The organism is Ensifer sp. R1-3, assembly GCF_056739175.1.
The window spans coordinates 2,367,271-2,393,781 of the sequence record NZ_CP096515.1; the positions used below are offsets into that span (position 1 = coordinate 2,367,271).

The 26,511-nt window shown below is 63.4% G+C and carries 24 protein-coding genes; 5 read left to right on the forward strand and 19 right to left on the reverse strand.

Going from position 1 to position 26,511, the window contains the following annotated elements:
* Positions 1–3 precede the first annotated feature (3 nt).
* Positions 4–528, reverse strand: a complete 525-nt coding sequence (def, locus tag M1D43_RS11405) for a peptide deformylase (protein ID WP_003527648.1) — start codon at positions 526–528, stop codon at positions 4–6.
* Between the two features lie 149 nt (positions 529–677).
* Between def and M1D43_RS11410 the strand changes: the two genes are divergently transcribed.
* The 3 genes from M1D43_RS11410 to M1D43_RS11420 all read left to right on the forward strand — a co-directional run bounded on the left by M1D43_RS11410 (position 678) and on the right by M1D43_RS11420 (position 5,609).
* Complete coding sequence (locus M1D43_RS11410) at positions 678–1,883, forward strand: DNA recombination protein RmuC (protein ID WP_013843854.1); 1,206 nt, start codon at positions 678–680, stop codon at positions 1,881–1,883.
* A gap of 105 nt (positions 1,884–1,988) precedes the next feature.
* Positions 1,989–2,888 carry a ribokinase gene (locus M1D43_RS11415; RefSeq protein WP_028011192.1) on the forward strand — a complete coding sequence of 300 codons (900 nt, stop codon included), beginning with the start codon at positions 1,989–1,991 and terminating at the stop codon, positions 2,886–2,888.
* A gap of 354 nt (positions 2,889–3,242) precedes the next feature.
* The gene (locus tag M1D43_RS11420; RefSeq protein WP_153315006.1) at positions 3,243–5,609 is read left to right on the forward strand and encodes a methyl-accepting chemotaxis protein; all 2,367 of its coding nucleotides are present in this window, start codon (positions 3,243–3,245) and stop codon (positions 5,607–5,609) included.
* Positions 5,610–5,703: 94 nt separating this feature from the next.
* Here M1D43_RS11420 and M1D43_RS11425 read toward each other — a convergent pair whose 3' ends face one another.
* Positions 5,704–6,648, reverse strand: a complete 945-nt coding sequence (locus M1D43_RS11425; RefSeq protein WP_003527657.1) for a nucleoside hydrolase — start codon at positions 6,646–6,648, stop codon at positions 5,704–5,706.
* A gap of 164 nt (positions 6,649–6,812) precedes the next feature.
* On the opposite strand from M1D43_RS11425, the gene M1D43_RS11430 reads away from it, so the two are divergent.
* Both M1D43_RS11430 and M1D43_RS11435 read left to right on the forward strand, forming a co-directional pair.
* A complete protein-coding gene (locus tag M1D43_RS11430) occupies positions 6,813–7,244 on the forward strand; it encodes an Hsp20 family protein (RefSeq protein WP_003527659.1) in 432 nt (143 codons plus the stop codon).
* A 48-nt stretch (positions 7,245–7,292) separates the two neighbouring features.
* Positions 7,293–7,550, forward strand: a complete 258-nt coding sequence (locus M1D43_RS11435; RefSeq protein WP_003527660.1) for a BQ00720 family protein — start codon at positions 7,293–7,295, stop codon at positions 7,548–7,550.
* A gap of 135 nt (positions 7,551–7,685) precedes the next feature.
* Here M1D43_RS11435 and trmB read toward each other — a convergent pair whose 3' ends face one another.
* From trmB to M1D43_RS11520, 17 genes are all read right to left on the reverse strand, one after another.
* Positions 7,686–8,384, reverse strand: a complete 699-nt coding sequence (gene trmB, locus M1D43_RS11440; protein WP_153315004.1) for a tRNA (guanine(46)-N(7))-methyltransferase TrmB — start codon at positions 8,382–8,384, stop codon at positions 7,686–7,688.
* 223 nt (positions 8,385–8,607) lie between these two features.
* Positions 8,608–9,888: a methionine adenosyltransferase gene (gene metK / locus M1D43_RS11445; RefSeq protein ID WP_003527663.1), complete on the reverse strand. Its 1,281-nt coding sequence runs from the start codon at positions 9,886–9,888 to the stop codon at positions 8,608–8,610.
* A gap of 335 nt (positions 9,889–10,223) precedes the next feature.
* Positions 10,224–10,643, reverse strand: coding sequence for a helix-turn-helix domain-containing protein (locus tag M1D43_RS11450; RefSeq protein ID WP_003527670.1), 420 nt, complete (start codon positions 10,641–10,643; stop codon positions 10,224–10,226).
* Between the two features lie 138 nt (positions 10,644–10,781).
* Positions 10,782–12,377 (reverse strand): apolipoprotein N-acyltransferase, encoded by a 1,596-nt coding sequence (lnt, locus tag M1D43_RS11455; RefSeq protein ID WP_153315002.1) that lies wholly within the window; start codon positions 12,375–12,377, stop codon positions 10,782–10,784.
* Between the two features lie 153 nt (positions 12,378–12,530).
* Complete coding sequence (locus tag M1D43_RS11460) at positions 12,531–13,694, reverse strand: hemolysin family protein (protein WP_003527674.1); 1,164 nt, start codon at positions 13,692–13,694, stop codon at positions 12,531–12,533.
* Positions 13,695–13,706: 12 nt separating this feature from the next.
* Positions 13,707–14,213, reverse strand: coding sequence for an rRNA maturation RNase YbeY (ybeY, locus tag M1D43_RS11465; RefSeq protein ID WP_153315000.1), 507 nt, complete (start codon positions 14,211–14,213; stop codon positions 13,707–13,709).
* A gap of 16 nt (positions 14,214–14,229) precedes the next feature.
* A complete protein-coding gene (locus M1D43_RS11470) occupies positions 14,230–15,285 on the reverse strand; it encodes a PhoH family protein (RefSeq protein WP_003527679.1) in 1,056 nt (351 codons plus the stop codon).
* Positions 15,286–15,289: 4 nt separating this feature from the next.
* A complete protein-coding gene (gene miaB / locus M1D43_RS11475) occupies positions 15,290–16,708 on the reverse strand; it encodes a tRNA (N6-isopentenyl adenosine(37)-C2)-methylthiotransferase MiaB (protein ID WP_003527681.1) in 1,419 nt (472 codons plus the stop codon).
* Positions 16,709–16,757: 49 nt separating this feature from the next.
* Positions 16,758–17,636 carry a lyso-ornithine lipid O-acyltransferase gene (olsA, locus tag M1D43_RS11480; protein ID WP_003527683.1) on the reverse strand — a complete coding sequence of 293 codons (879 nt, stop codon included), beginning with the start codon at positions 17,634–17,636 and terminating at the stop codon, positions 16,758–16,760.
* A gap of 119 nt (positions 17,637–17,755) precedes the next feature.
* On the reverse strand, positions 17,756–18,259 hold the full coding sequence (locus tag M1D43_RS11485) for a GNAT family N-acetyltransferase (RefSeq protein ID WP_003527685.1): 504 nt from the start codon (positions 18,257–18,259) through the stop codon (positions 17,756–17,758).
* 54 nt (positions 18,260–18,313) lie between these two features.
* Entirely contained in the window at positions 18,314–18,970 is a 657-nt protein-coding gene (gene tsaB / locus M1D43_RS11490; protein WP_153314999.1) for a tRNA (adenosine(37)-N6)-threonylcarbamoyltransferase complex dimerization subunit type 1 TsaB, read from the reverse strand.
* Between the two features lie 236 nt (positions 18,971–19,206).
* Positions 19,207–19,773: a NifU family protein gene (locus M1D43_RS11495; protein ID WP_028011197.1), complete on the reverse strand. Its 567-nt coding sequence runs from the start codon at positions 19,771–19,773 to the stop codon at positions 19,207–19,209.
* Positions 19,774–19,931: 158 nt separating this feature from the next.
* The gene (locus M1D43_RS11500) at positions 19,932–20,423 is read right to left on the reverse strand and encodes a universal stress protein (protein WP_003527692.1); all 492 of its coding nucleotides are present in this window, start codon (positions 20,421–20,423) and stop codon (positions 19,932–19,934) included.
* 52 nt (positions 20,424–20,475) lie between these two features.
* On the reverse strand, positions 20,476–21,540 hold the full coding sequence (gene trpS, locus M1D43_RS11505) for a tryptophan--tRNA ligase (RefSeq protein ID WP_498813966.1): 1,065 nt from the start codon (positions 21,538–21,540) through the stop codon (positions 20,476–20,478).
* Positions 21,541–21,631: 91 nt separating this feature from the next.
* Positions 21,632–22,021 (reverse strand): VOC family protein, encoded by a 390-nt coding sequence (locus tag M1D43_RS11510; RefSeq protein ID WP_153314997.1) that lies wholly within the window; start codon positions 22,019–22,021, stop codon positions 21,632–21,634.
* The gene (murJ, locus tag M1D43_RS11515) at positions 22,018–23,625 is read right to left on the reverse strand and encodes a murein biosynthesis integral membrane protein MurJ (protein ID WP_153314994.1); all 1,608 of its coding nucleotides are present in this window, start codon (positions 23,623–23,625) and stop codon (positions 22,018–22,020) included. The genes M1D43_RS11510 and murJ overlap by 4 nt, the downstream gene beginning before the upstream one ends.
* Positions 23,622–26,471: a [protein-PII] uridylyltransferase gene (locus M1D43_RS11520; RefSeq protein WP_153314992.1), complete on the reverse strand. Its 2,850-nt coding sequence runs from the start codon at positions 26,469–26,471 to the stop codon at positions 23,622–23,624. The genes murJ and M1D43_RS11520 overlap by 4 nt, the downstream gene beginning before the upstream one ends.
* Positions 26,472–26,511: the final 40 nt, after the last annotated feature.

The following is a 26,511-nucleotide window of genomic DNA, read 5'->3' on the forward strand; positions in this document are numbered from 1 at the left end:
ACGCTAGATCGCCTTTGCGCCGCGCGTCTTGGCCGCCTTGGTGAACCTGCGAATCACCATATCGCGCTTGAGCTTTGAGATGTAATCGATGAACAGGACGCCGTTCAGATGGTCGATCTCGTGCTGCAGGCAGGTGGCGAGCAGGCCCTCGGCCTCGACCGCCTGTTCCTTGCCCTCGCGATCGACATACTCGACCGTGATCGCGGCGGGTCGCTCGACCTCGGCGTAGTAGTCGGGGATCGAAAGGCAGCCTTCCTCATAGACCGAACGCTCCTCGGACGAGCGGACGACCTTCGGATTGATGAAGACGAGCGGCTGCTTCTCCTCGCCCTCCTTCGTCACGTCGAGAACCAGGAGGCGCTTCGGCACGCCGATCTGTATCGCGGCGAGACCGATGCCCGGCGCGTCGTACATGGTTTCCAGCATATCGTCGGCGAGCCGGCGAATATCGGCGTCAATGGTCTCCACCGGTGTCGACACCTGGCGCAGAACCGGATCGGGAAGAATGATGAGCGGCTTGATCGTCATGTCGATCCCCATAGCCGATCTTTCCGTCGACGCGCAAGAAAATTGCCATCGAGAAACCCGTTGTGCTCCAAACGGGGGCGACCGGGGAGCGGAAATGCATGTTCTCGTTTTGATCTGGTTTTCGCACGCGAATCTGTTAGTCTGCGGCCATGGAGCCCGTCCCCTTTTCCTTCGATCAGCCGCTGTTCCTCATCGGCACCCTGCCCGTCACGGCCGGCCACCTCGTCACAACCGCCGCCCTTCTCGTGGTGCTGTTCTCGGCCATCATGGTGCGGCGCGCCCGTTCGGCTCGCGCGACCGGCCGCGAAGAGCAAATGTCGGCGCTCATTGCAGCGCAGACGGAGATGCAGGGACGCATCGCCGCCATGACCGAGGTCTTGGGCGCCCGGCAGGCGGAACTGAACCAGTCGCTCAGCCAGCGCATCGACGGAATGACGCACCGCATTGGCGCCTCGATCAGCGAGCAGACGAAGGCGACGCACGAAAATCTGCGGCGGCTCCAGGAGCGGCTCGCGGTAATCGACAACGCGCAGAACAACATCCAGTCGCTCGCCAAGGACATGGCCGGGCTGCAGAGCATCCTCGCCAACAAGCAGACGCGCGGCGCCTTCGGACAGTCGCGCATGGAGGCGATCGTCGCGGACGGCCTGCCGATGGGCGCCTTCGCCTTCCAGGCGACGCTTTCCAACGGCGCCCGGCCGGACTGTACCATTCGCATGCCGAACGGCCAGCCGCCGCTGGTCATCGATGCGAAATTTCCGCTCGAGGCCTGGAATTCCATGAGGGACGCGGCGAGCGCCGAACGGCGGCAACAGGCCGCGCAGGCATTCCGCCGCGACATGGAGGTGCATATCCGCGATATCGCCGGCAAATATCTGCTCCCGGGCGAGACGCAGGATACGGCCTTCCTCTTCGTTCCCTCCGAATCGATCTTCGCCGAAATCCACGAGCATTTCGAAGCGGTCGTCCAGAAGGCGCACCGCCAGCGGATCGTCATCGTCTCTCCGTCGCTTCTGCTTCTCTCGATCCAGGTCATCCAGGCGATCCTGAAAGATGCCCGCATGCGCGAGCAGGCCCACCTGATACAGGGCGAAGTCGTACGGCTGATGGAAGACCTCTCGCGTCTCGACGAGCGCGTACGCAAGCTCCAGGGCCATTTCGCCATGACCCAGAAGGATGTCGAGGACATCCTGATCTCCTCGGACAAGCTGACCCGTCGGGGCGCCAAGATCGAGGCGCTCGAGCTGCAGGCCGAGGCCGATCCGAGACAGGGCGAAAAGCCGGGCGACGGCAGCGGGCGCCCGATGGACGGGCGCATGGGGCAATTGAAGCTGAGAGTGGTTGACGAGGACTGACGGCGTCGGGCACTCTCCGGCAAATGCGTGTCGCCCGAAACCGTGCAGCGGTTTTGGGATGACGACAGGCGAAATCTAAAGAGCAAGCCGACGGGACGCCTCCACATGATCACTGTTTTTGGGTCCATCAACATGGACCTGATTGCCACCACCGCACGCCTTCCGAAGCCCGGCGAAACGGTTGCCGGAACGGACTTTTCCACTGCGGCGGGCGGCAAGGGCGCAAACCAGGCGCTCGCGGCGCGCCGCGCCGGCGCCTCGGTGCGCATGGCAGGTGCCGTTGGCTCCGACGCCTTTGCCGAGGGCGCGCTGGCGCTGCTCAAGGAGGCCGGCACCGATCTCGATCTGACGAAGACCGTCGGCGAGCCGACCGGAACGGCGCACATCATCGTCGGCGGCGACGGCGAAAACGTCATCGTCGTGGTCGCCAGCGCCAATGCACGCGTAAGCGGGGACGACGCCGCGAACGTGGTTGCGCAGATGTCGGCCGGCGACACGCTGATGCTGCAGCTCGAAATTCCCTCCGCCTCGGTGGAGAAGGCACTCTCCGAAGCAAAACGGCGGGGCATCCGATCGATCATCAACATCGCGCCGCTGACGCCGGATGCGGCGCGCCTCGGCCGCATGGCCGATATCGTCATTGCCAACGAGACCGAGTTCGAGCTGCTCGCCGGCAAAGCGGGCATCGCCGGCGCCGAGCGGGAAGAGGCTATGAAGGGGCTTCACGCCGAGACCCGCCAGACCGTGATCGTAACCCTTGGTGCTGAGGGCGTGGTGGCGATTCACGAAGGCGAACTCCACCGCGCGAAAGGGCTCACGATCGAGCCCGTCGATACGGTCGGTGCCGGAGATACGTTCTGCGGCTATCTCGCCGCCGGCCTCGACGCCGGTCTCGCCTTCTCCGAGGCGCTCCGCCGCGCCGCGGTTGCGGGATCGCTCGCCTGCCTCAAGCCCGGCGCGCAGCCCTCGATACCGCTTGCCGCCGAGGTCGCCGCCCGGCTCTAGGGCACTTCCAGGAAAAGTGTGTAGCGGTTTTCCGTCCGGAAGTGCCTAGTTTCGGAGTCTTGGAGTATTTCAGTGTTTCCATGAAATATTGAAACGCTCTAGACGACGGAGAGATAAGCGTCCGCCAGCAACGCCGACGCGCAAATCCTGCCGCCTGAACCGGAATCAGCTTCGGCGTTGGCCGTATTTTAATCTTTGATCGTCTAATCAGGTCAGCGAGAAGGCCAACTCCGGTTCGGCCGCTCCTCCATGCCGGTCGGCATCTGGCGCTCCATGAGGGAGCTTCACCCACAGTTCCGAATATGTCGCGCCGCGGGTTCAACACCTGCGGACCTCTCAGTGCGTGAGGATTTCATGTTCAAGTTCCAAGCCAGATCGCTGGCGACAAAGTTGATCGCGGTGACGGGAGGCACGATCGCCCTCGTGCTGCTCGCGTCGAATTACGTGCTCATCTCCCAGACGCAGGACCGTGTGGAAACGCTGGTCTTCGACGGCGCGAAGACGGAAGCGCGGGCGATCGCGTCCGACATCGCGGGAAGCGTCGGCGAACTTGCCGCCGCCGCGCGGACCATGTCGGGCGTTCTGGGGCGCGGCCATGCCGGGCAGTCCACCGACCGCGCAGGCGCCATCAATCTCCTGAAGGCCAACCTGGAGCAGCATGGCTTTGCCTTCGGCAGCTGGTTCGCCGAAGAGCCCAAGGCCTATGACGGAAAGGACGTCATCGACAACACGGAACTTGGCGGCAATGCCGACGGTGCGTTCACGCCCTATTGGTCCAAGGACCGCAACGGAAACATCCAGCTCTCGACCTTCAAGGCCGATTATGCGGCCGAGTGGTACGGCCTCGCCGCGAAGAGCGGCAAGGGCGCCATCACCCAGCCATATCTCGCCGAGGGCACCGACGTCCCGACCACGATGACGTCGATCGCCTACCCCGTCATGTCGAACGGCAGGATGATCGGAGTCTCGGGTGTCGATATCTCGCTCGCCGCACTCGCCGACCGTCTCGCGGCGGTCAAGCCTTTCGGCTCCGGCCGGGTTTACCTGCTGTCGCAGAGCGGCAAGTGGCTCGCCGCACCCATACCCGAACTGCTGATGAAGGAATATGACGGCGAGGGCGCCGAATTGGTGAAGGATGCCCTTTCCACCGGCACGCCCCGCATGATCGAGAACCTGACTTACGACGGCAACGAACCGTTCGACCGGGTCGTCTATCCTTTCAGCCTGCCCGACGTGAACGCGCAGTGGCTGGTTCTGGTCGATGTTCCGCGCTCAGCCATCAATGCGCCGGTTCGCGATCAGACCTATATGATGATCGTCGGCGGCCTGGTCGTCCTCGGCGCCGTGCTCGCCGGCCTCTATTTCGCCGTTCGCCGCTTCGTCCAGAAGCCGCTTGCCGGACTCGTGGGCGACGTCGAGACGCTCAGCAACGGAGAATATACCCGGCCGATTTCCGGTCAGGAACGCTCCGACGAGACAGGCGCCGTCGCCAGGTCGCTCGAGGGCTTCCGTCACCAGCTCGCCGACAACAGGCGGCTCGAAAGCGAGGCCCGTCACGAGAGAGAACAGGCCGAACTGGAACGCGGACGTTCGGAAAACGAACGCACCGAGGCCAGCGCGCTGCAGCGCGACATCGTCGCACGCCTTGGCAAGGCCCTGTCGCATCTCTCCGCCGGCGACCTCGCCTTCCGCCTTACCGGCGACTTCCCCGGCGAATACGCGCAGCTGAAGCGCGATTTCAACGCGGCGATGGAGAGCCTTGAAGAGACGATCCGCACCCTCAACCACTCCGTCGTCAATATCGGCAGCGGCACCAGCGAGATCTCGGGCGCCGCCAACGACCTGTCGCATCGGACCGAACAGCAGGCAGCAAGCCTCGAGGAGACCGCGGCCGCCCTTGACGAACTGACCTCGCAGGTGAACGCCAGCGCCGAAAACGCCAAGGTCGCCGCGAAGTCCGTCGAGGTCGCAAGCAGCGACGCGGAACAGTCCGGCGAGGTGGTGCAGAAGGCGATCGCCGCCATGCAGGGTATCGAGCAGTCGTCGCATGAAGTCAGCCGGATCATCGGCGTCATCGATGAAATCGCCTTTCAGACCAACCTTCTGGCACTCAATGCCGGAGTCGAGGCCGCCCGCGCCGGCGACGCCGGCAAGGGCTTCGCGGTCGTCGCACAGGAAGTCCGCGAACTCGCGCAGCGCTCCGCCAATGCCGCAAAGGAAATCAAGACGCTGATCAATACATCGGCGGGCCAGGTTCGCGAGGGCGTCGACCTCGTCGGCAAGGCCGGCGGCGCGCTCGAGAAGATCGCCGAGCAGGTGGTGCAGATCAACGGGCTCATCCGCCAGATCTCCAGCTCCGCCTCGGAACAGGCGGTCGGCCTCAAGGAGATCAATTCCGCCGTCAATCAGATGGACCAGGTGACACAGCAGAACGCCGCCATGGTGGAAGAGACGACTGCCGCCAGCATGGCGCTGAACGACGAGGCCCGCGCCCTCAGCGCGCTAGTCGCCCGTTTCCAGATCGCCCCGCAGGCTGCCCAGGCCCAAGCCTCGGCCGAAATGCTGCGCGGTACGGCCGAGCGGATGCGTGCGGCTGCTCCCGCGGAAAATCGTCCGGCACAGGCGCCGCGCAGTGCCGCCTACTCCAATTCGACTCAAAGAGTGCTTGCCAAGACATCCGGCGCCAATGCGCTCGCGCAGGACAATTGGGAAGAATTTTGACCTGAAACGTTCTGCTCCAGACATTGCCCCTCCCCAAACCTCTCCTCAAAAGGGGGAGGGTGGGGAGGGGTGTCAGTGAGATGCGGGGGGTCTCTCAGATCCGCGCAAGGCGCTCGGCCAAAAGCTCGAAGAAGCCCTCGTCGTCGATGTGCCGCATGACCTTGGCGTTGTGCGCGCGGCCGGTGACCTGCCACCAGTCGACCACAGTCATGCCCGTCGTGAGCGGAGACGCCGTTTCGATCTCGACGTTGCAGTCCCGCCCTGTGAAGAGCTCCGGCCGCAAGATATAGGCGATGACGGTCGGATCGTGCAGCGGCCCGCCGTCGGTACCGTATTTCTCGATATCGAAACGCTCGAAGAATTCCAGCATCTCAGCCAGGGCCACTGCCGCCGGACTGCCGATCGCACGGATTTTCTCCACGCGAGTCTTCCGTGTCAGAACGCGATGGGTGACGTCGAGGGGCATCATGACGATCGGGATGCCGGAGCGGAAGACGATCTCGGCTGCCTCCGGATCGACATAGATGTTGAATTCCGCCGCAGGCGTTATGTTGCCGCCCTCGAAGAAGCCGCCGCCCATCATCACGAGCTCGCGTACCGAAGGTGCGATTTCCGGAGCCTTCGTCAGCGCCAGCGCGATATTTGTCAGCGGTCCGAGCGTACAAAGCGTCACGGCACCCGGCGCCTCCGCGCGCAGCGTTTCGACGATGAAGTCGACGGCGTGCTGCTCTTGAAGCGGCATCGTCGGCTCGTCGAGCGCAGGGCCATCGAGCCCCGTCTTCCCGTGCACGTGCTCGGCCGTGACGAGCGGGCGTGCGACCGGCCGCTCGGCACCTGCGAAGATCTTGACGTCGGTCCTGTTGCAGAGCTCGCAGACGATGCGGGCGTTGCGGGCCGTCAGTGTCAGCGGGACATTGCCGGCAACCGCGGTGATGCCGAGGACCTCGATTTCCTCCGGGCTGCCGAGGGCCAGCATGATTGCCGCCGCGTCGTCCTGGCCCGGATCCGTGTCGATGATGATTTTTCTTGCGCTTGACACTTTTCATCTCCCTGCAGGACCGTCGCTCTCAGGTCAGAGACTATGATTTGCGCGGCCTGCCGAGGCAAGCCGCTTGCACTCATTGCACACAGCCACCATATTGCAGGCAGGATGCTGCTTGGCAGGTCCGACACATGGTCGCTTGAGCTGCAAGGGCTTGGATAATGAGCAGAATAACGCCTTTTACGAGCCCGCTTCTGGTGGGTTTCGACAGCATGGAAAAGACCCTTGAGCGCATCGCGAAGGGCAATGACGGCTATCCTCCCTACAATATAGAGCGAATTCGCGGCGATTCTGCTGCCGGCGCGCCGGAACGCCTGCGGATAACGCTCGCGGTCGCGGGCTTCTCGGAGGAAGACCTCGACGTGACGACCGAGGAAAACCAGCTCGTCATCCGTGGCCGTCAGATCGAAACCGGCGAAAGGGAATATCTGCATCGGGGCATCGCCGCCCGGCAGTTCCAGCGGACCTTCGTGCTGGCCGATGGAATGCAGGTTCTCGGCGCTGAATTGCGCAACGGCCTCCTTGCGGTGGATCTGGTACGCCCCGAGCCTGCCCGTATGGTAAAGAAAATTAATATTTCGGTCCCAGAATAGGATAACCGGCGAGATTTTTTCCTGCGTCGGCGACCACGGAGCATGACCATGGGACTGAAAGCCATCAACACATCGCTGTCGAAGAACGACCTTGCGCATCTTGGCGCAGGCGAGGTCGGCTATATCCGCAAGATGCGTTCTGAGGAGGTCTCCCGTTGCTTTCCGGAAGCGCCCGAGATGGGACCTGGGATCGATCTATGGGCCCTGTTCGGCGCCGATGGAACGCCTATCCTGCTGACCGACAACCGCTCCAGCACCTTCTTCAAGGCGGCCGAAGACGACCTTCGCACGGTCAGTTTGCATTGAGCGGTTGACGCAAGCCATCGGAATTGAATTGGCCCCTCATCCGGCCTGCCGGCCACCTTCTCCCCGTAAACAGGGCGAAGGAGACTCGCGGCGGCCCGTTCAAGTCCCCTCTCCACCTGCGAGAGGGGGGATTTTCTAGACCCGTCGAAACGTCAGATAAGCCGAACTGCGCCCTTCCCGGCGGGCCTTGGCTTCGTAGCGCGTGCTCGGCCATCCGGCAAAAGGCGTCAGCCAGTCGGCCGCTCTTTCCGCCGTCCACTCGAAAGCCGCGTGGTCGCGGCAATGGATGAGCGTCCAGTTGATGTAGCTGTCGATATCAGAGGCAAAGCAGAAGAGGCCGCCCGGCTTCAGGATGCGGGCGAAGCGGTCGAGGTTGATCTGGGAGACGAAACGCCGCTTCCAGTGCTTTCGCTTCGGCCATGGATCGGGATAAAGCAGGTCGATCTGGTCGACGGATGCCGCCGGCAGCCAATCCAGCACCTGCGTCGCGTCGTCGTCGTAGAGGCGGATGTTCCTGATCGCCTTCGCCTCGATCTGCCCGAGCAGCTTCGCCATCGAATTAACGAAGGGTTCCACCCCGATGAAGCCGGTCGCGGGGTCTTCCGCGGCGCGGTGGGTCAGGTGCTCTCCGCAGCCGAAGCCGATCTCCAGGCGGATTCTTTCGACGGGCTCGGGGAAAAGCGCCGTCAGATCGGCCGGAGCCGGCTCTTCGAGATCGAGCTTCAAAAGAGGCAGCAGGTGTTCGAGATGCGCCGCCTGGCGCTCCCGCAAGGGCTTGCCCTTGCGGCGGCCGAAGAAAGCTTCCGTTGCCCTGGCACCGCGCGTTTCGGTCATGTCGTTTTCCCATAGATGAAGCAGGCTGCGGGTGGAAGGCGCACACCGTTTTCCGCATCCGGTTCCGCATCCATGATTTCGGATCGAGCCGAGCCCGAAATCACAATGAACGAGGCGGACGCTCCTCTCCGGAGCGCCCGCCTGATTGTTGCCACGGCTGATAACAGGCCGCTGCGATATCTTCAATATGCGGCTTCTTTTGAAGCTGCCCCGCCGGGACGGCTTAGGCCGCGCGGCTCGCCGCTCTTCCGTTGACGGACGACGAATCGCTGTCGATCGCTTCTTTCAGAGGCTTGACCAGGTCGAGCTTTTCCCAGGAGAAGGAACCGTCGCGGCCCGCCTTGCGGCCGAAATGGCCGTAGGCAGAGGTCTTGGCATAGATCGGCCGGTTGAGGTCCAGATGGCGGCGGATGCCGGTCGGCGACAGGTCCATCGTCTTGCGGATGGCGCTCTCCACCTGATCTTCCGAGACTTTTCCCGTGCCGTGCAGATCGACATAGATCGACAGCGGCTGGGCTACGCCGATCGCGTAGGAAAGCTGGATGGTGCAGCGCTCGGCAAGGCCCGCCGCTACGACGTTCTTGGCAAGGTAGCGGGCCGCATAGGCGGCCGAGCGGTCGACCTTGGTCGTGTCCTTGCCGGAGAAGGCACCGCCGCCATGCGGAGCTGCGCCGCCATAGGTGTCGACGATGATCTTGCGGCCGGTAAGGCCCGCATCGCCGTCCGGTCCGCCGATGACGAACTTGCCGGTAGGATTGATGTACCAGGTGCAGTCGTCGGCGATCTTCAGGTCCCCGAGCGCCTCACGGATATAGGGTTCGACCACGGAGCGAACCTTGGTGGAATCCCAGCTCTCGTCGAGGTGCTGGGTGGAAAGAACGATCGAGGTGGCCTCGGCCGGCTTGCCGTCGACGTACCGCACGGTCACCTGGCTCTTGGCGTCCGGACCGAGCTTGGCGACTTCGCCTTCGCCCTTCTTGCGGGCCGCAGCGAGCAGATTGAGGATGCGGTGCGAATAGTAGATCGGCGCCGGCATGAGCTCGGCGGTCTCGCGGCAGGCATAGCCGAACATGATGCCCTGGTCGCCCGCGCCTTCTTCGCCCTGCTTGTCGGCGGCATTGTCCACGCCCTGCGCGATGTGCGCGGACTGGAAGTGCAGAAGGACGTCGATCTTCGCAGTCTTCCAATGGAAGCCGTCCTGCTCATAGCCTATGTCGCGGATCGCCTTGCGGGCCGCCGACTTGAACTTCGAGGGGTTGATGACGTCGTTGCCGTTCTTGTCTTTCTTGAGAAGGCTCGGCGGCAGCCGGACCTCTCCGGCGATGACCACACGATTGGTCGTCGCCAGCGTCTCACAGGCGATGCGCACAGTCCACGGATCGACGCCGGTCTTTGCGGCTTCGCGGTAGACCAGATCGACGATTTCGTCGGAGATACGGTCACACACTTTGTCCGGATGACCTTCGGCTACGGATTCGCTTGTGAACAGGTAGTTTGCGCGCATGCGGGAAGTCCCCTCAATGAAAGAAGCGGTCCAAACGTTTAGTGGTTTTGCCGGTGAAAAACAAGCACACAACGACATAAATATATCTTTATATCGGCATCGCAGCGACGTTCCGCTTTCCGGAAATGCGCTTTTTGTGGAAAATCTTCGCGCTCGGGCGGGAGCCGTGACGCGCTCAGCCCGGAATCCCATCCGGAGCGACCCGCCTCTTGTCGCATGCAGCGTCGAAGCGCTGCCGCCTTCGTCGTTTATCGGTAGGGTTGGAGCTCGCGCAGTACCCAATAGACGAAAAAAGCGGCTTGATGCCGCTTCTTTCGTGCCGGACGACTTGCCGCCTATTCGCTCTCCGCCTCGGCGGCCAGTGCTTTCACGAGGTCTACCAGCTTGCGCCGAACCTTCGGGTCGGAAATCTTCACGAAGGCACGGTTGAGCTGCAGCCCTTCCGAGGAAGACAGGAAATCGACGACGTAGTTGGAGCTCGACGCCTCGGCCATCCCCGGCCCGGTGCCGCCGCCATCGCCCGGAGCATCCTCGAAGAAGAACGACACTGGCACGTTGAGTATCTGCGAAATGTTCTGCAGCCGGCTCGCGCCGACGCGGTTCGTGCCTTTTTCGTACTTCTGGATCTGCTGGAAGGTAATCCCCAGACTCTCGCCGAGCTTCTCCTGGCTCATGCCAAGCATCGTCCGACGAAGGCGAATCCTGCTACCGACATGAATGTCGATCGGGTTCGGTTTCTTCTTGTTCTCGATCATATTCGCCTTCCTAAACACCCTGTTTTCGTTACCAGCAACCCCGCATTGCAAAAACCTGCGCTGCGGCAACCCTGTCACGCTTCGGCGGCAGGCAAAGGTTGATGGCGAAATCCACTATGCAATTTTAGGGGTTTTACGTCAATTCTTCCTAATATTAAAACCTAAGCGCGATATTGCTGCAACCAGAAATAGAATCCCCGTCGTCAGCCAAAAAATCTGGCTGCGCGTTGCGATATTTGTGAGCGTAGGCAGTTTTCCCGGCAGAATTGTGTCTATAACCCCCCTGTAATTGTAGCCCAATACTACCACTAAAACACCACGTGCATCAACAACTGCTGAAATACCAGTATTCGCCGCACGGATCATCGGAGTTCCGGCCTCGACCGCGCGAAGCTGCGCCTGATGGAAATGCTGGCGTGGGCCGGGGGTGTCGCCGAACCAGGCGTCATTGGTGATGTTGAGGAGCGCGTCTGCGAGACGGGCATTGCCGTCCACCTCGTCGGCGAAGATCGCCTCGTAACAGATCATCGGGTAGATCCTTCGACCGCCCGGCAAGGTCAGCACCGGGCGGGTGCTGGCCGCCGAGAAGCCGCCCGGCATCGAAGCCGCGACGGAACTCAGGCCCCAGGAGGTCAGCAGATCCTCGAACGGGAGGTATTCACCGAAAGGCACCAGATGCACCTTGTCCGCCGCACCGACGATCTGCCCTCGATCGTCGATGACATAAACCGAATTGTAATAGCGCGGCGGCAGTCCGGCACCGGCATCCTCGACCCTGACGGCACCGGCGACGAGAACTTGCCCGTCCTGGAGAACATCGGCGATCCGCGCCAGGGCGTCGGGATTGTCGGTGAGGATGAAAGGGATCGACGTTTCCGGCCAGACGACGATGTCCGGCCGTTTGGCGCCATCCTGGACCGGGGCGGCCGTCAGCGAGAGATGGTCCTCGAAGATCGACGCACGCTCGCGGTCGTCGAGCTTCTTGGCCTGGTCGATCACCGGTTGGACAACGCGGACGGTCATCTCCGGCTGGAGCGGCGCCGGTGCCGGCTGGGCGAACCGGTAAAAGCCGAAAGCGACATGCGCCGTGAAGAGCGCTGCGGCGATGGCGAGACCGGCGCGCGCGCCCTTGCCCGTCCAGATCAGAGCCGGCGCGGCGAAGACGAAAACGGCTAGCAGGTTGATCGTCGAAAGATTGACGACGCTGGCCGACTGCATCATCAACGGCATCGGCATGGCCGCATAGCCGATGGCATTCCAAGGGAAGCCGGTAAAGAGAAAACCGCGCAGCCATTCGGCGATGCCGAAGCCGAGCGCAAGGGCGGCGATCCGGCCCCAACCATCCGACCAGAGGCTGCGGGCAATGACGACCGCCAGCGCGTAAAAGAGCCCGAGAACGGCCGGGAGGCCGACGACGGTGAGCGGCAGCGCCCAGGCGAACGCGTCCGCCTCGACCAGAAGCGCATTACCCAGCCACCAGAGACCACCCAGGAAATAACCGAAACCGAAGGACCAGCCGATCGCAGCGGGCGGCATCAGCCGCCGCAGCAGGCCGTCGCCGGGATCGGGCGCCACCCCGTCGATCAGCCAGACGAGGACGGGAAAGGAGACGAAAGCCGCCGCGAAAATGCCGAAAGGCGGCTGGGCAAGCACCGCCAGGAGGCCGGCGAGAAAGCCGACGAATGTCCGGGAAACCCCCGAGAGAAGTATGATTCTGCCTGCCAGTCTTTCCATTGAACCTCCAGTCGGCGCCGGACGTGGGGGAGACCTTGCGCGGGACCCTGTCCTCGAGGATTCAAGGACACACGCAGCACGACCGAATCAATCGGCGGCAGTCTTCCAAAAAAGTGGCTGCTTGTCCCGTCTCCTGGCGACGCCGAGCCGGCCCTATTCGAACGAGGACGGGGGCTGGGCACCCGCCCCTGTGGCGCCGGGCGTGGTAAACGCATCGGGCAACGGCTCCTTCTCGACCTTCGGCAGGCGGCGGCGTGACGGCGGACGCTTGCGCATGATCCTGACGCGTTTGACGCGACGCGGATCGGCATCGAGAATCTGGAATTCGAAACCGGGAATCGCCTGCACCACTTCGCCGCGGACAGGAATCCGGCCGAGCGATGCGAAGACGAGTCCGCCCAGCGTGTCGACATCCTCGAGTTGCTCGCGTACGTCGAAGTCCGGCCCGACCGCCTCGGCGATCTCTTCGAGCTCCACCCGGGCGTCGGCGATGAAGACGTCGTCCGAGCTGCGCGCGAACATCACTTCCTCGTCGTCATGCTCGTCCTCGATGTCGCCGACCACCATCTCGACGATGTCTTCGAGCGATACGAGACCGTCCGTTCCGCCGTATTCATCGATGACGAGTGCCATCTGGATGCGCGCAGCCTGCATGCGCTGCATGAGATCCGAGGCGAGCATCGACGGCGGCACGAACAGGAGCTGCCGGACGATCCCCGCCTCCTCCACCGTCTTGTCGAGATCGACGCGGGAAAGATCGAAGCCTGCCTTCTGCTGCCGGGGCGCCCTTTCGGGCTTGTCGCCATTCGTCGTCGTCGCCCCCTGAGCTTTGCCGTTGCGGCGGCGGTTGCGCGCCTGCTTGGTCACATAGGCAAGAAGGTCACGGATGTGCACCATGCCGCGAGGGTCGTCGAGCCCCTCGCTGTAGACCGGCATGCGCGAGCGTCCCGACTCCTCGAAGAGCACCATGAGCTCGCCGATGGTGATATTCTGGTCTACCGCTTCGATGTCGGCTCGCGGAACCATCACGTCCTCGACCCGAACCTCGCGGAAGCGGAGGATGTTGTTGAGCATCGCCCGCTCTTCGGGCGAGAAAGCCGCATTGCCGTCAGCGTCCGTCATGAGCGCGTCGGCAAGATCCTCGCGCAGGCTCGACGGGCTCACACCGCGTAACAGACGCGCGGCACGGCTCCAAAATGATGATGTGGATTTGCTGCCCTCGAATCGGGCGGCGGTACTACTACCGGCCTCGGTGTCGCCGGAGGCTTCCGCCTCCTCGGTCGCGACAGCGGCCGGCTGTGTCTTGAAGTCGCTCATCGTTCCAAACTGTTAATGCGGGGGTTGGTCCCCGTAGGGATCAGATAGGCCAAGACGCGCCAAAATGCGAGTCTCCAACCCCTCCATTCTCTCCGCTTCGTCGTCTTCGATATGATCATACCCGAAAAGATGCAGGAATCCATGCACGAGAAGATGCGTCAAATGCGCGTCGAAGGGCTTTTCGAGCTCCGCCGCCTCCCGCCTGAGCGTCTCATGGGCGACCACGATGTCGCCGAGCATAGGCCCGGGCATCCTGCCGGGCGTCACCGGAAAGGCGGGAAAGGACAGAACATTCGTCGCCTTGTCCTGGCCTCGCCACTCCGCGTTGATCGCCCTGATCGACTGATCGTCGGTGAAGACCAGCGACAGTTCCGCCGCCTGTGCCGGCAGCGGCTGCTTCTCCTCATCGGCGAGAAAATCGGCCGCAGCCTCGAGAACACGCTCGCAAAAGGACTGAAGCTCGTCTTCGGGCGGCCAGTCTCCCGCCTCGACGCTGATCTGAATGTCCAATGCCGTCATGATAAACACGGCCGCCTCAGCGATCGCTCTGCTCGCTCTCGTCGTGAACCGCCGTCTGGCTGTCATAGGCCCTGACGATCCGCGCCACCAGAGGATGACGGACGACGTCGGCGTCCTTGAAGCGGATCACCGAGACGCCCTCCACGCCCTTGAGTATCTGCAGCGCCTCCACCAGCCCGGACTTCACGCCGCGCGGCAGGTCGACCTGACTCGGATCGCCCGTGACGATCATCCGGCCGTTCTCGCCGAGACGGGTCAGGAACATCTTCATCTGCATCGACGTCGTGTTCTGCGCCTCGTCGAGGATCACGGCGGCGTTGGCAAGCGTTCGCCCGCGCATGAAGGCGAGCGGCGCAATCTCGATGACGCCGGCGGTGATTGCCCGCTCGACCTTGTCGCCCGGCATCATGTCGTACAGCGCGTCATAGAGCGGACGCAGATAGGGATCGACCTTCTCCTTCATGTCGCCGGGCAGGAAGCCGAGACGCTCGCCCGCTTCGACAGCCGGACGCGAGAGGATGATCCGGTCGACAGCGCCACGCTCCAGGAGCTGGGCGGCATGGGCGACGGCGAGATAGGTCTTGCCCGTGCCGGCAGGACCGACGCCGAAGACGAGCTCGGCCCGCTCCATGGCGCGGATATAGGAATCCTGCATCGGCGTGCGCGCAGCGATTGTCTTCTTGCGCGTCGAAATCTGCGCCATTGTCAATTTGGCTTTGCGCTCCATCGTCGGCAACTGTAGCTGATCGTCGGCGGCGACCGCCATGCGGATCGCACCTTCGACATCGGATGTATCGATCGAAGCGCCACTCTGCAGCCTTCCGTAGAGATAGTCGAGGGCACGGCGCGCCTGATTGGTTGCGACGACGTCACCGGAGATGGCGACCGAGTTGCCCCGAGGCCGGGCCTCGATGCGCAATCGCTCTTCCAGCAATTTCAGATTCTGGTCGAACTGACCGAAGAGCTCGCTCGCGAAGCGGTTGTTCTCGAAGGTGAGCACGAAGTGATTGGCGTCCGTCGCGGATGTCTTCGACTGGCGAGATGAGGAAGAAATCAGTTCGTGTCCGTTCAAGCGGTCAGCTCCTCGCGTCCGATTCCCCGATCATCTCGGCAAACAGGCTGTTCGGCCCGGCCTTGGTGATTCGCACTCTGATAATGTCACCGATTTGCGATGCTTTTGCATCAACATTCACGGGCTGCAGCCACGGCGACCGGCCGACGAGCTGCCCCGGCATGCGGCCCGGCTTCTCCAGGAGCAGGTCGATCTCCCGACCCACACAGGCCTCGGCGAAACCGCGCTGCTGCTTTACGAGCAAAGCCTGCAATATTTCCAAGCGCTTGGCCTTCACGTCCTCGGGAACCTGTTCCTTGAGCTCGGCGCCCGGCGTGCCGGGACGCGTCGAATACTTAAACGAGAAAGCCTGTGCATAGTTCACTTCTTCCACAAGGCGAAGGGTATCCTCGAAGTCCTGATCGGTCTCGCCGGGGAAGCCGACGATGAAATCGCCCGAAAGCGCAAGGTCGGGCTGCGCCGCACGAATGCGCTCGACGAGCGCCAGATATTCGGCTGCCGTGTGGCGCCGGTTCATCGCCTTCAGGATACGATCGGAGCCCGACTGGACCGGCAGGTGCAGATAGGGCATCAGCTTCGCCATCGACCGGTGCGCCTCTATGAGGCTGTCGTCCATGTCGCGCGGATGGCTGGTGGTATAGCGCAGGCGCGCAAGGCCGTCGATTTCGCCGAGGCGTCGCAGGAGGTCGCCAAGGCTCCATTCGCGCCCATGCGGACCCTCGCCGTGCCAGGCGTTGACATTCTGTCCGAGCAGGGTGATTTCGCGCACGCCGCCTTCGACGAGCTTCTCCGCCTCCGCCACGATCTGTGCCACCGGGCGCGAGACTTCCGAGCCGCGCGTGTAGGGTACCACGCAGAAAGTGCAGAACTTGTCGCAGCCTTCCTGGACGGTCAGGAAAGCCGTGACGCCCCGCGCACGGGTCTTGGCTTTATCGGGCGCCGGCAGATGGACGAACTTGTCCTCGATGGCATATTCCGTTTCCACGATACGCTGGCCGGCGCGAGCCCGCTTCAGCGCGTCGGGAAGGCGATGATAGGTCTGAGGACCTATGACGAGATCGACCGCCGGGACGCGGCGGAGAATCTCGTCGCCCTCCGCCTGGGCCACGCAGCCGGCGACGCCGATCAGCATCTCGCGGCCCTCGCGCGCCTTGGCCTTTTTCAGTTCGCGCAGGCGACCGAGCTCGGAATAGACCTTCTCTGCCGCCTTTTCGCGGATATGACAGGTGTTGAGCAGGACGAAATCGGCGTCTTCCAGGACATCGGTCGCAACATAGCCGTCGCGCGAGAGCGCATCCGACATGCGGTCGGAGTCATAGACGTTCATCTGACAGCCATAGGTCTTGACGAAAACCTTGCGCGCCGGAACGTTCAGGTCGCCCGCCTCGGGCGACGTCGACAGAAGAGCGGTTTCCTGGGTCATGCGGGTTCTTTAGTGCATAGCGCCCCAAAGTTGAAGCATTTTCGGGCCGTCACGGCGCGAGCCGCGACCTTTGCGCGTCTGACGGGATGTCCGGCGCTGCAGAGCACGCGGGGGCCGGCTCGCCCTTCGCGGCGGATCGGGAGCGCCCTCGCAGCCGATCCGACAGCATTTTGCGGATCCGCTGTCCGATGAGGCGGCTCACTTCCTTGCGGTTCGCGTGCCGGTCATAGTCCACCGCCTCGCCGAAATCGACATCGACCTCCAGGGCTCCCTCTCTGAGCACCCCGAGAAGGTGCGGCACCAGGCCGATGTCCCCCGGCCATGCGGCGATCGGCCGATGATAGCGCCCCATCGGCATGCCGTGGATGCCGGTGTAGGAAATCGCCAGCGGCTGGACGTGGACCACGCCGGTCGGCGACTGCGGGACCGCCGAAGCGGCCGCGCCGAACAGCGAGGTCTTGATGTCGAGCAGCCGGTTGCCGTCGGAGGTCGTTCCTTCCGGGAAGAGCACGACGATTTCCCCATCGGCGAGCCGCCGCCCGATGTCATTGACCTGGTGACCGGTGGTGCGCTTCTGCTCGCGTTCCACGAAAACCGATGCCTGAAGGCGGGCGAGAAGCCCGAATATCGGCCAGCTCTTGACGTCCGACTTGGCAACGAAAACGACGTCCGCCACCGAGGAAAGCACCAGGATATCCTTCCAGGAGACGTGATTGGCGCTCAGGAGCAAGGGACGCCGGCGGTCGAGCTCGCCATGGACGCGGACGCGCAGGCCGAGCAGCAGACAGGCGACGCGATGCCAGTGACGCGGCAGCCAGCGCCGCGGTTTCAGATCGAGCCAGAGGCAAAGAATCTGGACCGGCATCAGCACCAGCGAGACCATGACGAGCAGCATGCCGCAAAGAGCGACCCGCACCCAATTGATCATCCGCAGGCACCTTCCAAACTGCGCTTCACCGTTTGCGTGAAACAGTGAACGTGATCTATTCCAATAGGTTGAGACGCGGGATGCGGGCGGAAAACCGCCCACACTTTCCTCATCCCGCTCTAGCGAAGATCGAGCCGCATGACAAGCGCCGCGCTGCGCTCGCCGGGCCGCGCCTGATAATAGGCCTTGCGCTCGCCGACCTTGCGGAAGCCGAGCTTTCCGTAGAGGCCGATTGCGGCCTGGTTCGTCTCGTCGACTTCCAGGAACAGTGCCTCGGCCCCTTTGACGGCGGCCTCCCGCATGGCCGCCTGCATGAGGCGCCAGCCGAGACCGGAGCGCGCGTAGCGGGCGTCGACCCCGATCGTCAGTATCTCGGCTTCGCCCGCGACCGCCCGCGACAGGACGAAGCCGCCGAAGGCCGGCCGGAACATGCCGTTGGCATTGGTCTGGCGCGCGACGAATCCGAATACCGTCTCCTGACTCAGGAGCCCATGGATTTCGCCGTCGCTCCAGGCGGCGGCGAAGCGCTGGCGATGCAGCGCGGCCGCGGCGCCGAGATCGGCCTCTTCAAGCGCGAAAATGTCGAACTCAGTGCGGCGGGTGAAGTAGTCGGTAAGGCTCATCGGGGGCGTTTCTTGGACGTTCTGGAGAATATACGGGCGAATGGCGTCTTCCGGTCAGGCACGGGTCACGGCGAATCCGGCCTGGGGCTTGGCGTCCGGTCCGCGCAGATAAAGCGGCTTAGGACGCGCTGAAACCGGATCGGCCGCAGCCCCCAGCCGGGCGAGGGCCGCCATATCGATCTCGTCCGGCTTGCCGCCCGCCGCGCCGGTGACGGCAAGGGCACCGGAGCCGCAGGCGATGCCGGCGAAAGCGGAAAAGCGCAGGCGCGCTTCCTCGGCGGGCAGGATTTCCGCCTCCCCCTGCGGCCGTCCCGAAGCATCGAAGGCCTGGAGGTAAACCTCGTCCCGTTTGGCGTCGAGGACGACGAGCACCGGCTGGCCAGCCTGGTTCAGCCTCGCGCTTTCGGCGACGACGTGAAGCGTGGTGATCCCGACCGCGGGCTTTCCGAGCGCCAGCGCGAGGCCGCGCGCAGCGGCAACGCCGACACGGATCCCGGTGAACGATCCTGGACCTATCGTCACGGCAATCCGATCGATTTCGCCGAGTTCCCGGCCCGAGGCGCTCAAGGCCTCATCCACGAATTCCATGAGGCGCTCCGCGTGGCCACGTCCGATATCCGCGCCCGCGCATGCCAGAAGTTCTCCGGCGCCGCCGTCGTAGACGGCAGCGAAACAACCGGACCCGGATGTATCAATGGCAAGAACTAGCATTTCAGCCGCGGTCTCCTCCCCTGCGCCTGCGAGCGGTGCGGCTGCGAGGGTGCGCAGCCGCAGTTACCGCATGTCCAAGTCGCTGCGGCCCTTCGGAATCACACTTGCGATTCTATCCCAAAAACCACACCGGGATAAGGAATATGGAAAGACGATGTAAGGAAAATGAAGCCAAACAGTAAGCAAAGGATGCGCGGGCCTGCCATGCAGATTCCCGCGCCCCGATCCACTTCGGATCAGACGGATTCGACCGCCTCGACTTCCGGAACGAAGTGGCGCAGCAGGTTCTGCACGCCGTGCCTCAAGGTCGCCGTCGAGGAGGGGCAGCCGGAGCATGCGCCTTTCATGTTCAGGAACACCGTTCCGTCCTTGAAGCCGCGGAAGGTGATGTCGCCGCCGTCCTGGGCAACGGCGGGCCGAACCCGCGTCTCGAGCAGTTCCTTGATCGTGGCGACGATCGCCTCGTCGCCCTCATCGAAGAACTCGTCCTCCTCATCCGTCTGCTCGGCACGGCCGGCGCCCGACATGATCGGCTGCCCCGACATGAAATGCTCCATGATCGAGCCGAGAATCGCGGGCTTCAGGTGCTGCCACTCCTGCGATTCCTTGCTCACGGTGATGAAGTCATAGCCGAAATAGACACCGGTGACGCCGGGGATCGAAAAGAGCCGAGCCGCAAGGGGCGATCCTGCAAGGGCCTCTTCTTCGCTCCGGAATTCGGCAGTGCCGTTCTCCATCACCACCTTGCCCGGCAGGAACTTCAAAGTGGCGGGATTCGGTGTGGCTTCGGTCTGGATGAACATGTCTCACTCCATTCTGCCGGGAGCGCTCCTCGACCGGCCTTTTTAGAATTGTTCCAAAATATAGGAGCCTCAAGCGGAGCCCGCAAGGCGTAATAGCGTGATTCAAAGTGCTACAACGACCTTTGCGCGTCCGATATGACGCGCGGGCTCTGTGGAGGTCAGGTCAACGCGTCGATTTCCTCATCCGTCAGCAGGTCGGGAATAACCGTGACAGGTATCGGAAAGGCCGCGGCTTTCCCGGCAATGGACGAAACGAGCGGGCCCGGGCCTTCCTTCGCCGATCCGGCCGCCAGCACCAGGATCGCGATGTCACGGTCCTCCTCGATGGCGGCGTGAATCTGTTCCGTGGCGATGCCCTCGCGAATGACGATTTCCGGCTCGATGCCGATCCGTTCGCGTACCGTCTGCGCGATCTTGGCCAGCGTCGCCTCGGCCTCATCCCGCGCTTCGGCACGCATGATCTCCTCGACGCCCAGCCATTGCTGGAAGTCGCCGTCGGCGATCACGTAGAGCAGCACGAGACCGCCATTGGAGTTCTTCGCGCGCATGCCGGCATAATGCACCGCGCGGCCGCATTCGGGCGTATCATCGATCACCGCCATGAATTTGCGGCGATGGCCTTCCATTCGTGAGAGTCGGGTTGAAACCATGCGCTGAACATTACAACGCCGCGCGGCGCCCGCAAGGTCTCATTTTCGTGAACTACTGCAAAAAGCCGATGATTTCGCGGACCTCGCGCATGGTCGTCTCGGCGCGTTCCCGGGCGCGCTCCCCGCCCTTGCGCAGGATAGCGTCGATATGCGCGGTATCGCCCATCAACCGGCGCATCTCGCCCGTGATCGGCGAAAGTACGCTGACGGCAAGGTCGGCCAGAGCTGGCTTGAAGGTCGAGAATTGCTGGCCGCCGAATTCGGCAAGCACCTCTTCTTTCGACCTGTCGGCGAGCGCTGCGTAAATGCCGACGAGATTTTCGGCCTCCGGCCGATCCTTAAGACCGTCCGCTTCGCTCGGAAGCGCGTCCGGATCGGTCTTGGCCTTGCGGATCTTCTTCAGGATCGTGTCGGCATCGTCCATCAGATTGATGCGCGACAGATCGGATGGATCCGACTTTGACATCTTCTTGGTGCCGTCGCGCAGCGACATGACGCGCGGCGCCGGGCCGCCGATCAGGGGTTCGACCGGCGGGAAATAGGCATGGATCGGCTCTTCGCCGACCACGATGTCGACGCCGTAACCACCGCGGCGGATATGCTCCATGAAGTCGATGTTGAATTTCTGGGCGATGTCGCGGGTGAGCTCCAGATGCTGTTTCTGGTCGTCGCCGACCGGCACGTGGGTGGCGCGATAAACGAGGATGTCGGCCGCCATCAGGCTCGGATAGGCGAGCAGGCCGAGCGAAGCGTTTTCACGGTCCTTGCCGGCCTTGTCCTTGAACTGGGTCATCCGGTTCATCCAGCCGATGCGGGCGACGCAATTGAATATCCAGGCGAGCTCGGCATGCTGCGGCACGGCCGACTGGTTGAAGACGATGTGCTTTTCGGGGTCGATGCCCGAGGCGATGAAAGCGGCCGCGATCGAACGGATCTGGCCCGGCAGGTCGTCATGCACGAGCTGAGCCGTGATCGAGTGCAGGTCGACGACGCAATAGATGCAATCGTTGTTTTTCTGAAGGGCGACAAATTTGCGGATCGCGCCGAGATAATTGCCGAGATGCAGGTTGCCGGTCGGCTGAACACCGGAAAATACGAGCGGCTTGAATTCGTTCATGTCGTCCCCAATCGGGCTTGTGGAGGGCCCGGCTCCAGTTGATATCCGCCGCGCTTATGCACGGCGGGCCGGGCGCAATCAAGAGGCATGGTCACGCGGGCTGGAGGAGATCCCACCTATTGCCGAAAGGATCGACGAAGACGGCAACGGTTCCGTAGACCTCATGGCGGGGCGCCTCGAGGAACGTGACGCCTGCGGAAAGCATGGCGGCGTGATCGCGGCCGAAGCCGTCGGTAAAGAGAAAGAAGCCGACCCGCCCGCCGGCCTGATTGCCGATTGCGGCGCGCTGCCTTTCGCCCTCGGCCCGGGCGAGCAGGAGAGCGGTCTCCGCCGCACCTTTCGGCCGCACGACGACCCAGCGCTTGCCGCCGCCGAGGTCGCTGTCATCGAGGAGGTCGAAGCCGAGCTTGCCGCAGTAAAAGGCGATGCCCTCGTCGTAGCCGGGCACGACGATGGCGACACGGGCAATCGACTGTCTCATTGCCGATCCGCCCCTTCGCTCGCCCGCTCGACGGACGAGGCCGATGCCCCCCGTTTGACGCTGCGGCGGATCATCGAGAGGCTCGCGCCGCCGATCCCGAACGCGACCGCGAAATAGATCGCCATCGCGGCGGCGATCAGGCCGCAGAGGGTAAAGGCGCGGGTCGCAAGCGGTGCGGCGGAAGATAGCGGGAAGGCGAGCCAATCCACGGCAACGTATAAGGCGGCCGCCATGATCGCAGCGGCGATCACCAGCCGGGGAATCCTCGTCAGCAGGGGAATATCGCGCCCCCAGTGCCCACGCCAGACGAGCGTCGCGAAAAGAAGCAAGGCGTTCACCCAGCCGGCGACGATTTCGGCCGTCGCGATGCCGCTTGCGGCAAGCGACGGAAAAAGCGTCAGCGCCAGGGAGACGTTCACTGCCACGGAAATCCCGGCGAAGATCATCGGCGTGCGGGTGTCCTCGCGGGCGAAGAAACCGGGAATGAAAGCCTTGATCAGCACGAAAGCCGGCAGGCCGAGGCCGTAGATCGCCAGGATATGCCCGACGACGACGGTGGATTCCGGCGAGAACTGGCCGCGCTCGAAGAGGAGCCGGACGATCGGCTCCGACATGACGAGCAGCGCCGCGGCGGCGGGGAGCGTGAGGAACAGCGTGAATTCGACGGAACGGTTCTGCAGGTTCGCAGCCTCGTTGAGGTTGCCGCCGCGCAGAGCGCGTGCAAGCTCGGGCAGGAGCACGGTCGCAACGGCAATGCCGACGACGCCGAGCGGCAGCTGATAGATGCGGTCGGCATAGACGAGCGACGAGACGGCGCCTTCCTTTGCAGAAGCGATATTGGTGTTGATCAGGAGGTTGATCTGGGTGATGCCGCCGGTGATCGCCGCGGGAAGTGCCAGCACCAGCAGGCGCTTGACGTTCGGCGTCAGCCGGGGCCGGCGAAAGCCGATCCGGATCCCGGCATTGCGCACCGCGACCCAGACGATCGCCAGTTGCACGAGGCCCGCGGCCAGCACCCCCCAGGAGAGGTCGTAGCCCACCGCGACCGCATCCTGGCCGCTGTACCAGGCGTAGGCCAGCACGGCGATCAGGATGAAGTTCAGGAAGACCGGCGCGATGGCTGCGGCGAAATAGCGGTGCAGCGAATTGAGCATGCCCGCCATCATCGCCGCCAGCGACATGCAGGCGAGATAGGGAAACATGATCGTCGCGAAGGTGACGGTGCTTGTGAATTTCGCGGGGTCGTCGGCAAATCCGGGAGCGATCAATTGCCCGACGATGAAAGGCATCGACAGTTCCATGGCGATCGTCAGCAGAAGAAGAACGGTGAAGAGGACGCCGAAGACCTCCTCGGAAAAGCGCCGGGCGCCGTCCATGCCGTGCGCCTCGATCTCCTTGGCGAAAAGCGGCACGAAGGCCGAATTGAACGCCCCTTCGGCAAAAAGCCTGCGGAAGGTGTTCGGCAGCCGGAAGGCGGTGTTGAAGGCATCGGCGACCGGGCCGGTGCCGAGTGCGGCCGCCATGAAGGTTTCCCGGATGAAGCCGAAGAGCCGGCTTCCGAGCGTTGCGCCGCCGACGGTAGCGAATTTCTTGACCAGACTCATGTTTCGGCTTTTGTCGTTTTGGAACCGTGGGGTACACGGGACACAGGGGTCGGCGCAATGATGCCGGAGGGCATGCGCTCGCGCGCTTCGTCCACCTCGCCCGCCAGCACCGCCTTGAGGCGCGCTGCGATGTTCATCTGCCGGTTCTCGCTGGTGATCTTCGAGCCGACCAGGTCGGTGACGTAGAAGGTGTCGATCACCTTTTCGCCGAAGGTGGTGATATGGGCCGACGCGATGTCGAGCGATAGGTCTGACAGCACCGCGGTCACTTCGGAAAGCAGACCGGTCCGGTCGAGGCCTTCGACCTCGATGACCGTGAACTTGTTCGACAGCGTATTGCTGATCGTCACCTCCGGCGTCACGGTGAAGGCCCTGCTGCGCTTCTTCACACGCGTCCGGCTGGCGATCACCTCGGGCAGCCTCTTGCGGCCGGAGAGCACGTCCTCGATCAGCTTGCCGATGCTCGCCGCCCGGCGCGTCTCGTCCTCGGCGACCGAGAACTCGCGGTTGACGAGAATGGTATCGAGCGCCCGGCCGTCCGACGTCGTGTGGATCTGCGCGCCGACGATGTTGGCGCCCGCCGCGGCGCAAGCGCCGGCGATGACGGTCAGCAGGCGCGGATGGTCCGGCGACAGCACCGTGATTTCGGTAATGGCGTGGAAATCATGGGTGCGGACCATGGTCGCGAGCGTCCTGCCCGCGCGGTCCGCTTCGCGGATGAAGCCTGCATGGCGCACCTGCTCCTCGAGCGCCACGGTCAGGAGATAGGGCTGATAATGCAGCCGCACATAGGCCTGGCGGTCCTTCTTGGGCCAGTCGGCGAGCGCCTCCTCCAGCATGTGGGCGGCGTGCTTCGCCCTCTCCTTGCGCGACAGTTCCGAAAAGCCGCCTGAGAGCAGAAGCTCGGTCTCGTAGTAGAGCGTGCGCAGGAGCTGGCCTTTCCAGCCGTTCCAGACGCCGGGTCCGACGGCGCGGATGTCGCAGACGGTAAGGATGAGCAGCATCTTCAGCCGTTCGAGGGATTGGACCCGTTCGGCGAAATCGACGATGGTCTTGCGGTCGTTAAGGTCGCGGGTCTGCGCGACCATCGACATGGTCAGATGTTCTTCGACGAGCCAGACGACCATTTCGGTCTGTTTCGGGGTCAGTCTGAAGCGCGGGCAAAGCTTTCGCGCGACCTTTGCGCCGGCCACCGAATGATCTTCGGGGCGCCCCTTGGCGATGTCGTGCAGCAGAACGGCGACGTAGAGGGCTTCGCGGTCCTCGATGCCAGGCATCAGCATCGCCGTCAGGGGATGCGCCTCCTCCTCCAGGCCCCGCTCGATGCGGGAGAGAACGTCGACCGAGCGCAGGAGATGCTCGTCCACCGTATAGTGGTGGTACATGTTGAACTGCATCATCGAGACGATCTTCCCGAATTCCGGGATGAAGCGGCCGAGCACCCCCGCTTCGTTCATCCGGCGAAGGATCAGTTCCGGATTGCGCCGCGAGGTGAGTATAGACAGGAAAAGCCGGTTGGCCTCTTCGTTTTCACGCAAGTGCGGCGTGATCAGGCCCAGGGAACGGGTCACCTGCTTCAGCGCCGCCGGGTGGAATTCGAGCCCGTTGATGTCGGCGATGTGGAACAGGCGCATGAGGTTTACCGGGTCGCGCTTGAACACATCGGTGCCCGCAAGTGCGATGCGCCCGCCGTCATCGACGAAATCGAGCGTGCCCGCGATCTTGCGGACGCGATTGCGGAAGCGGCTTATGACGCCCGTGATCCCGGGCGTGTCCTTGGCCTGCTGGTCCTCCAGCGCCGAGCAGAAGATGCGGGTCAGGTCGCCGACGTCCTTGGCCACCAGGAAGTAGTGCTTCATGAAGCGTTCCACCGCCGAGAGCCCGGGGTGATCGTGATAGCCGAGCGCCTCGGCGATCTCGCGCTGGATGTCGAATGAGAGGCGCTCCTCCGCCTTGCCGGTCAGGAAATGCATGTGGCAGCGCACCGCCCAGAGAAAATCCTCGGCCTTCTGGAAGAGCTTGTATTCCTGCTTCGAAAGCACGCCGAGCTTGACGAGATCGGCAGAGTCCTTGACCCGGTAGAAATACTTGGAAATCCAGAAGAGCGTGTGCAGGTCGCGCAAGCCGCCCTTGCTTTCCTTGACATTCGGCTCGACGAGGTAGCGCGTGTCGCCCGCCTTGCGATGGCGCTCGTCCCGCTCGGCGAGCTTGGCGGCAATGAATTCCGGACCGGTATTGCGGACGATCTCATGGTCGAAGCGCGTTTCGAGTTCGTTCGCCAGAGCCGCGGACCCGCAGACATAGCGGCATTCGAGGATCGCGGTGCGGATGGTCATGTCCGCACGCGACAGGCGGATGCATTCCTCGATCGTTCGCGTTGCGTGACCGACCTTGAAGCCGAGGTCCCACAGGATATAGAGCATGAATTCGATCGCCGGCTCCGCCCAGACCGCTTTCTTGGCGGGCAGGAGGAAGAGGAGGTCGATATCCGAGCCGGGCGCGAGCGTTCCGCGGCCGTAGCCGCCGACGGCGGTGACCGCGATGCGCGAAGCCTCGGGGGCCTTCGCGGCGTCGAAAACCTGGTTCAGCACGAAGTCGTGCAAAAGGGTAATCAGCTGGTCCTGAAGCCAGGAGATGCGCTCTGCGCATTTTATTCCTGCGCCGTCTGCGGCGAGCAACTCGCGCGCCTTGGCGCGGCCCGCGACATTTGCCTCCTTGAAGGCCGCAAGCAAGGCCCGGCGCATCGGTTCGCGCTGTTCGGCATGAGCGGAGGCGATGAAGTCGCACCTGGCCCGAAGCGCCGCCACGTCCAGGATTTCGGGAAAGGAGGTTTCGTGTCTGGCCATGAAGTGCCGAGGGGCGTCCTGTCCGACTTAGATCATTCGT

What these genes read in the sequence shown, in the direction of transcription:
- lnt (WP_153315002.1), bottom strand. Translation starts at nt 12,377, where the DNA reads ATGGAAAGACTGGCAGGCAGAATCATACTTCTCTCGGGGGTTTCCCGG.
- miaB (WP_003527681.1), bottom strand. Translation starts at nt 16,708, where the DNA reads ATGACCCAGGAAACCGCTCTTCTGTCGACGTCGCCCGAGGCGGGCGAC.
- M1D43_RS11435 (WP_003527660.1), top strand. Translation starts at nt 7,293, where the DNA reads ATGGGACTGAAAGCCATCAACACATCGCTGTCGAAGAACGACCTTGCG.
- def (WP_003527648.1), bottom strand. Translation starts at nt 528, where the DNA reads ATGACGATCAAGCCGCTCATCATTCTTCCCGATCCGGTTCTGCGCCAG.
- M1D43_RS11510 (WP_153314997.1), bottom strand. Translation starts at nt 22,021, where the DNA reads ATGAGACAGTCGATTGCCCGTGTCGCCATCGTCGTGCCCGGCTACGAC.
- M1D43_RS11430 (WP_003527659.1), top strand. Translation starts at nt 6,813, where the DNA reads ATGAGCAGAATAACGCCTTTTACGAGCCCGCTTCTGGTGGGTTTCGAC.
- M1D43_RS11410 (WP_013843854.1), top strand. Translation starts at nt 678, where the DNA reads ATGGAGCCCGTCCCCTTTTCCTTCGATCAGCCGCTGTTCCTCATCGGC.
- M1D43_RS11520 (WP_153314992.1), bottom strand. Translation starts at nt 26,471, where the DNA reads ATGGCCAGACACGAAACCTCCTTTCCCGAAATCCTGGACGTGGCGGCG.
- M1D43_RS11450 (WP_003527670.1), bottom strand. Translation starts at nt 10,643, where the DNA reads ATGATCGAGAACAAGAAGAAACCGAACCCGATCGACATTCATGTCGGT.
- M1D43_RS11420 (WP_153315006.1), top strand. Translation starts at nt 3,243, where the DNA reads ATGTTCAAGTTCCAAGCCAGATCGCTGGCGACAAAGTTGATCGCGGTG.
- metK (WP_003527663.1), bottom strand. Translation starts at nt 9,888, where the DNA reads ATGCGCGCAAACTACCTGTTCACAAGCGAATCCGTAGCCGAAGGTCAT.
- ybeY (WP_153315000.1), bottom strand. Translation starts at nt 14,213, where the DNA reads ATGACGGCATTGGACATTCAGATCAGCGTCGAGGCGGGAGACTGGCCG.
- trpS (WP_498813966.1), bottom strand. Translation starts at nt 21,540, where the DNA reads ATGAACGAATTCAAGCCGCTCGTATTTTCCGGTGTTCAGCCGACCGGC.
- M1D43_RS11485 (WP_003527685.1), bottom strand. Translation starts at nt 18,259, where the DNA reads ATGAGCCTTACCGACTACTTCACCCGCCGCACTGAGTTCGACATTTTC.
- murJ (WP_153314994.1), bottom strand. Translation starts at nt 23,625, where the DNA reads ATGAGTCTGGTCAAGAAATTCGCTACCGTCGGCGGCGCAACGCTCGGA.
- M1D43_RS11500 (WP_003527692.1), bottom strand. Translation starts at nt 20,423, where the DNA reads ATGGTTTCAACCCGACTCTCACGAATGGAAGGCCATCGCCGCAAATTC.
- M1D43_RS11415 (WP_028011192.1), top strand. Translation starts at nt 1,989, where the DNA reads ATGATCACTGTTTTTGGGTCCATCAACATGGACCTGATTGCCACCACC.
- M1D43_RS11495 (WP_028011197.1), bottom strand. Translation starts at nt 19,773, where the DNA reads ATGTTCATCCAGACCGAAGCCACACCGAATCCCGCCACTTTGAAGTTC.
- olsA (WP_003527683.1), bottom strand. Translation starts at nt 17,636, where the DNA reads ATGATCAATTGGGTGCGGGTCGCTCTTTGCGGCATGCTGCTCGTCATG.
- tsaB (WP_153314999.1), bottom strand. Translation starts at nt 18,970, where the DNA reads ATGCTAGTTCTTGCCATTGATACATCCGGGTCCGGTTGTTTCGCTGCC.
- trmB (WP_153315004.1), bottom strand. Translation starts at nt 8,384, where the DNA reads ATGACCGAAACGCGCGGTGCCAGGGCAACGGAAGCTTTCTTCGGCCGC.
- M1D43_RS11460 (WP_003527674.1), bottom strand. Translation starts at nt 13,694, where the DNA reads ATGAGCGACTTCAAGACACAGCCGGCCGCTGTCGCGACCGAGGAGGCG.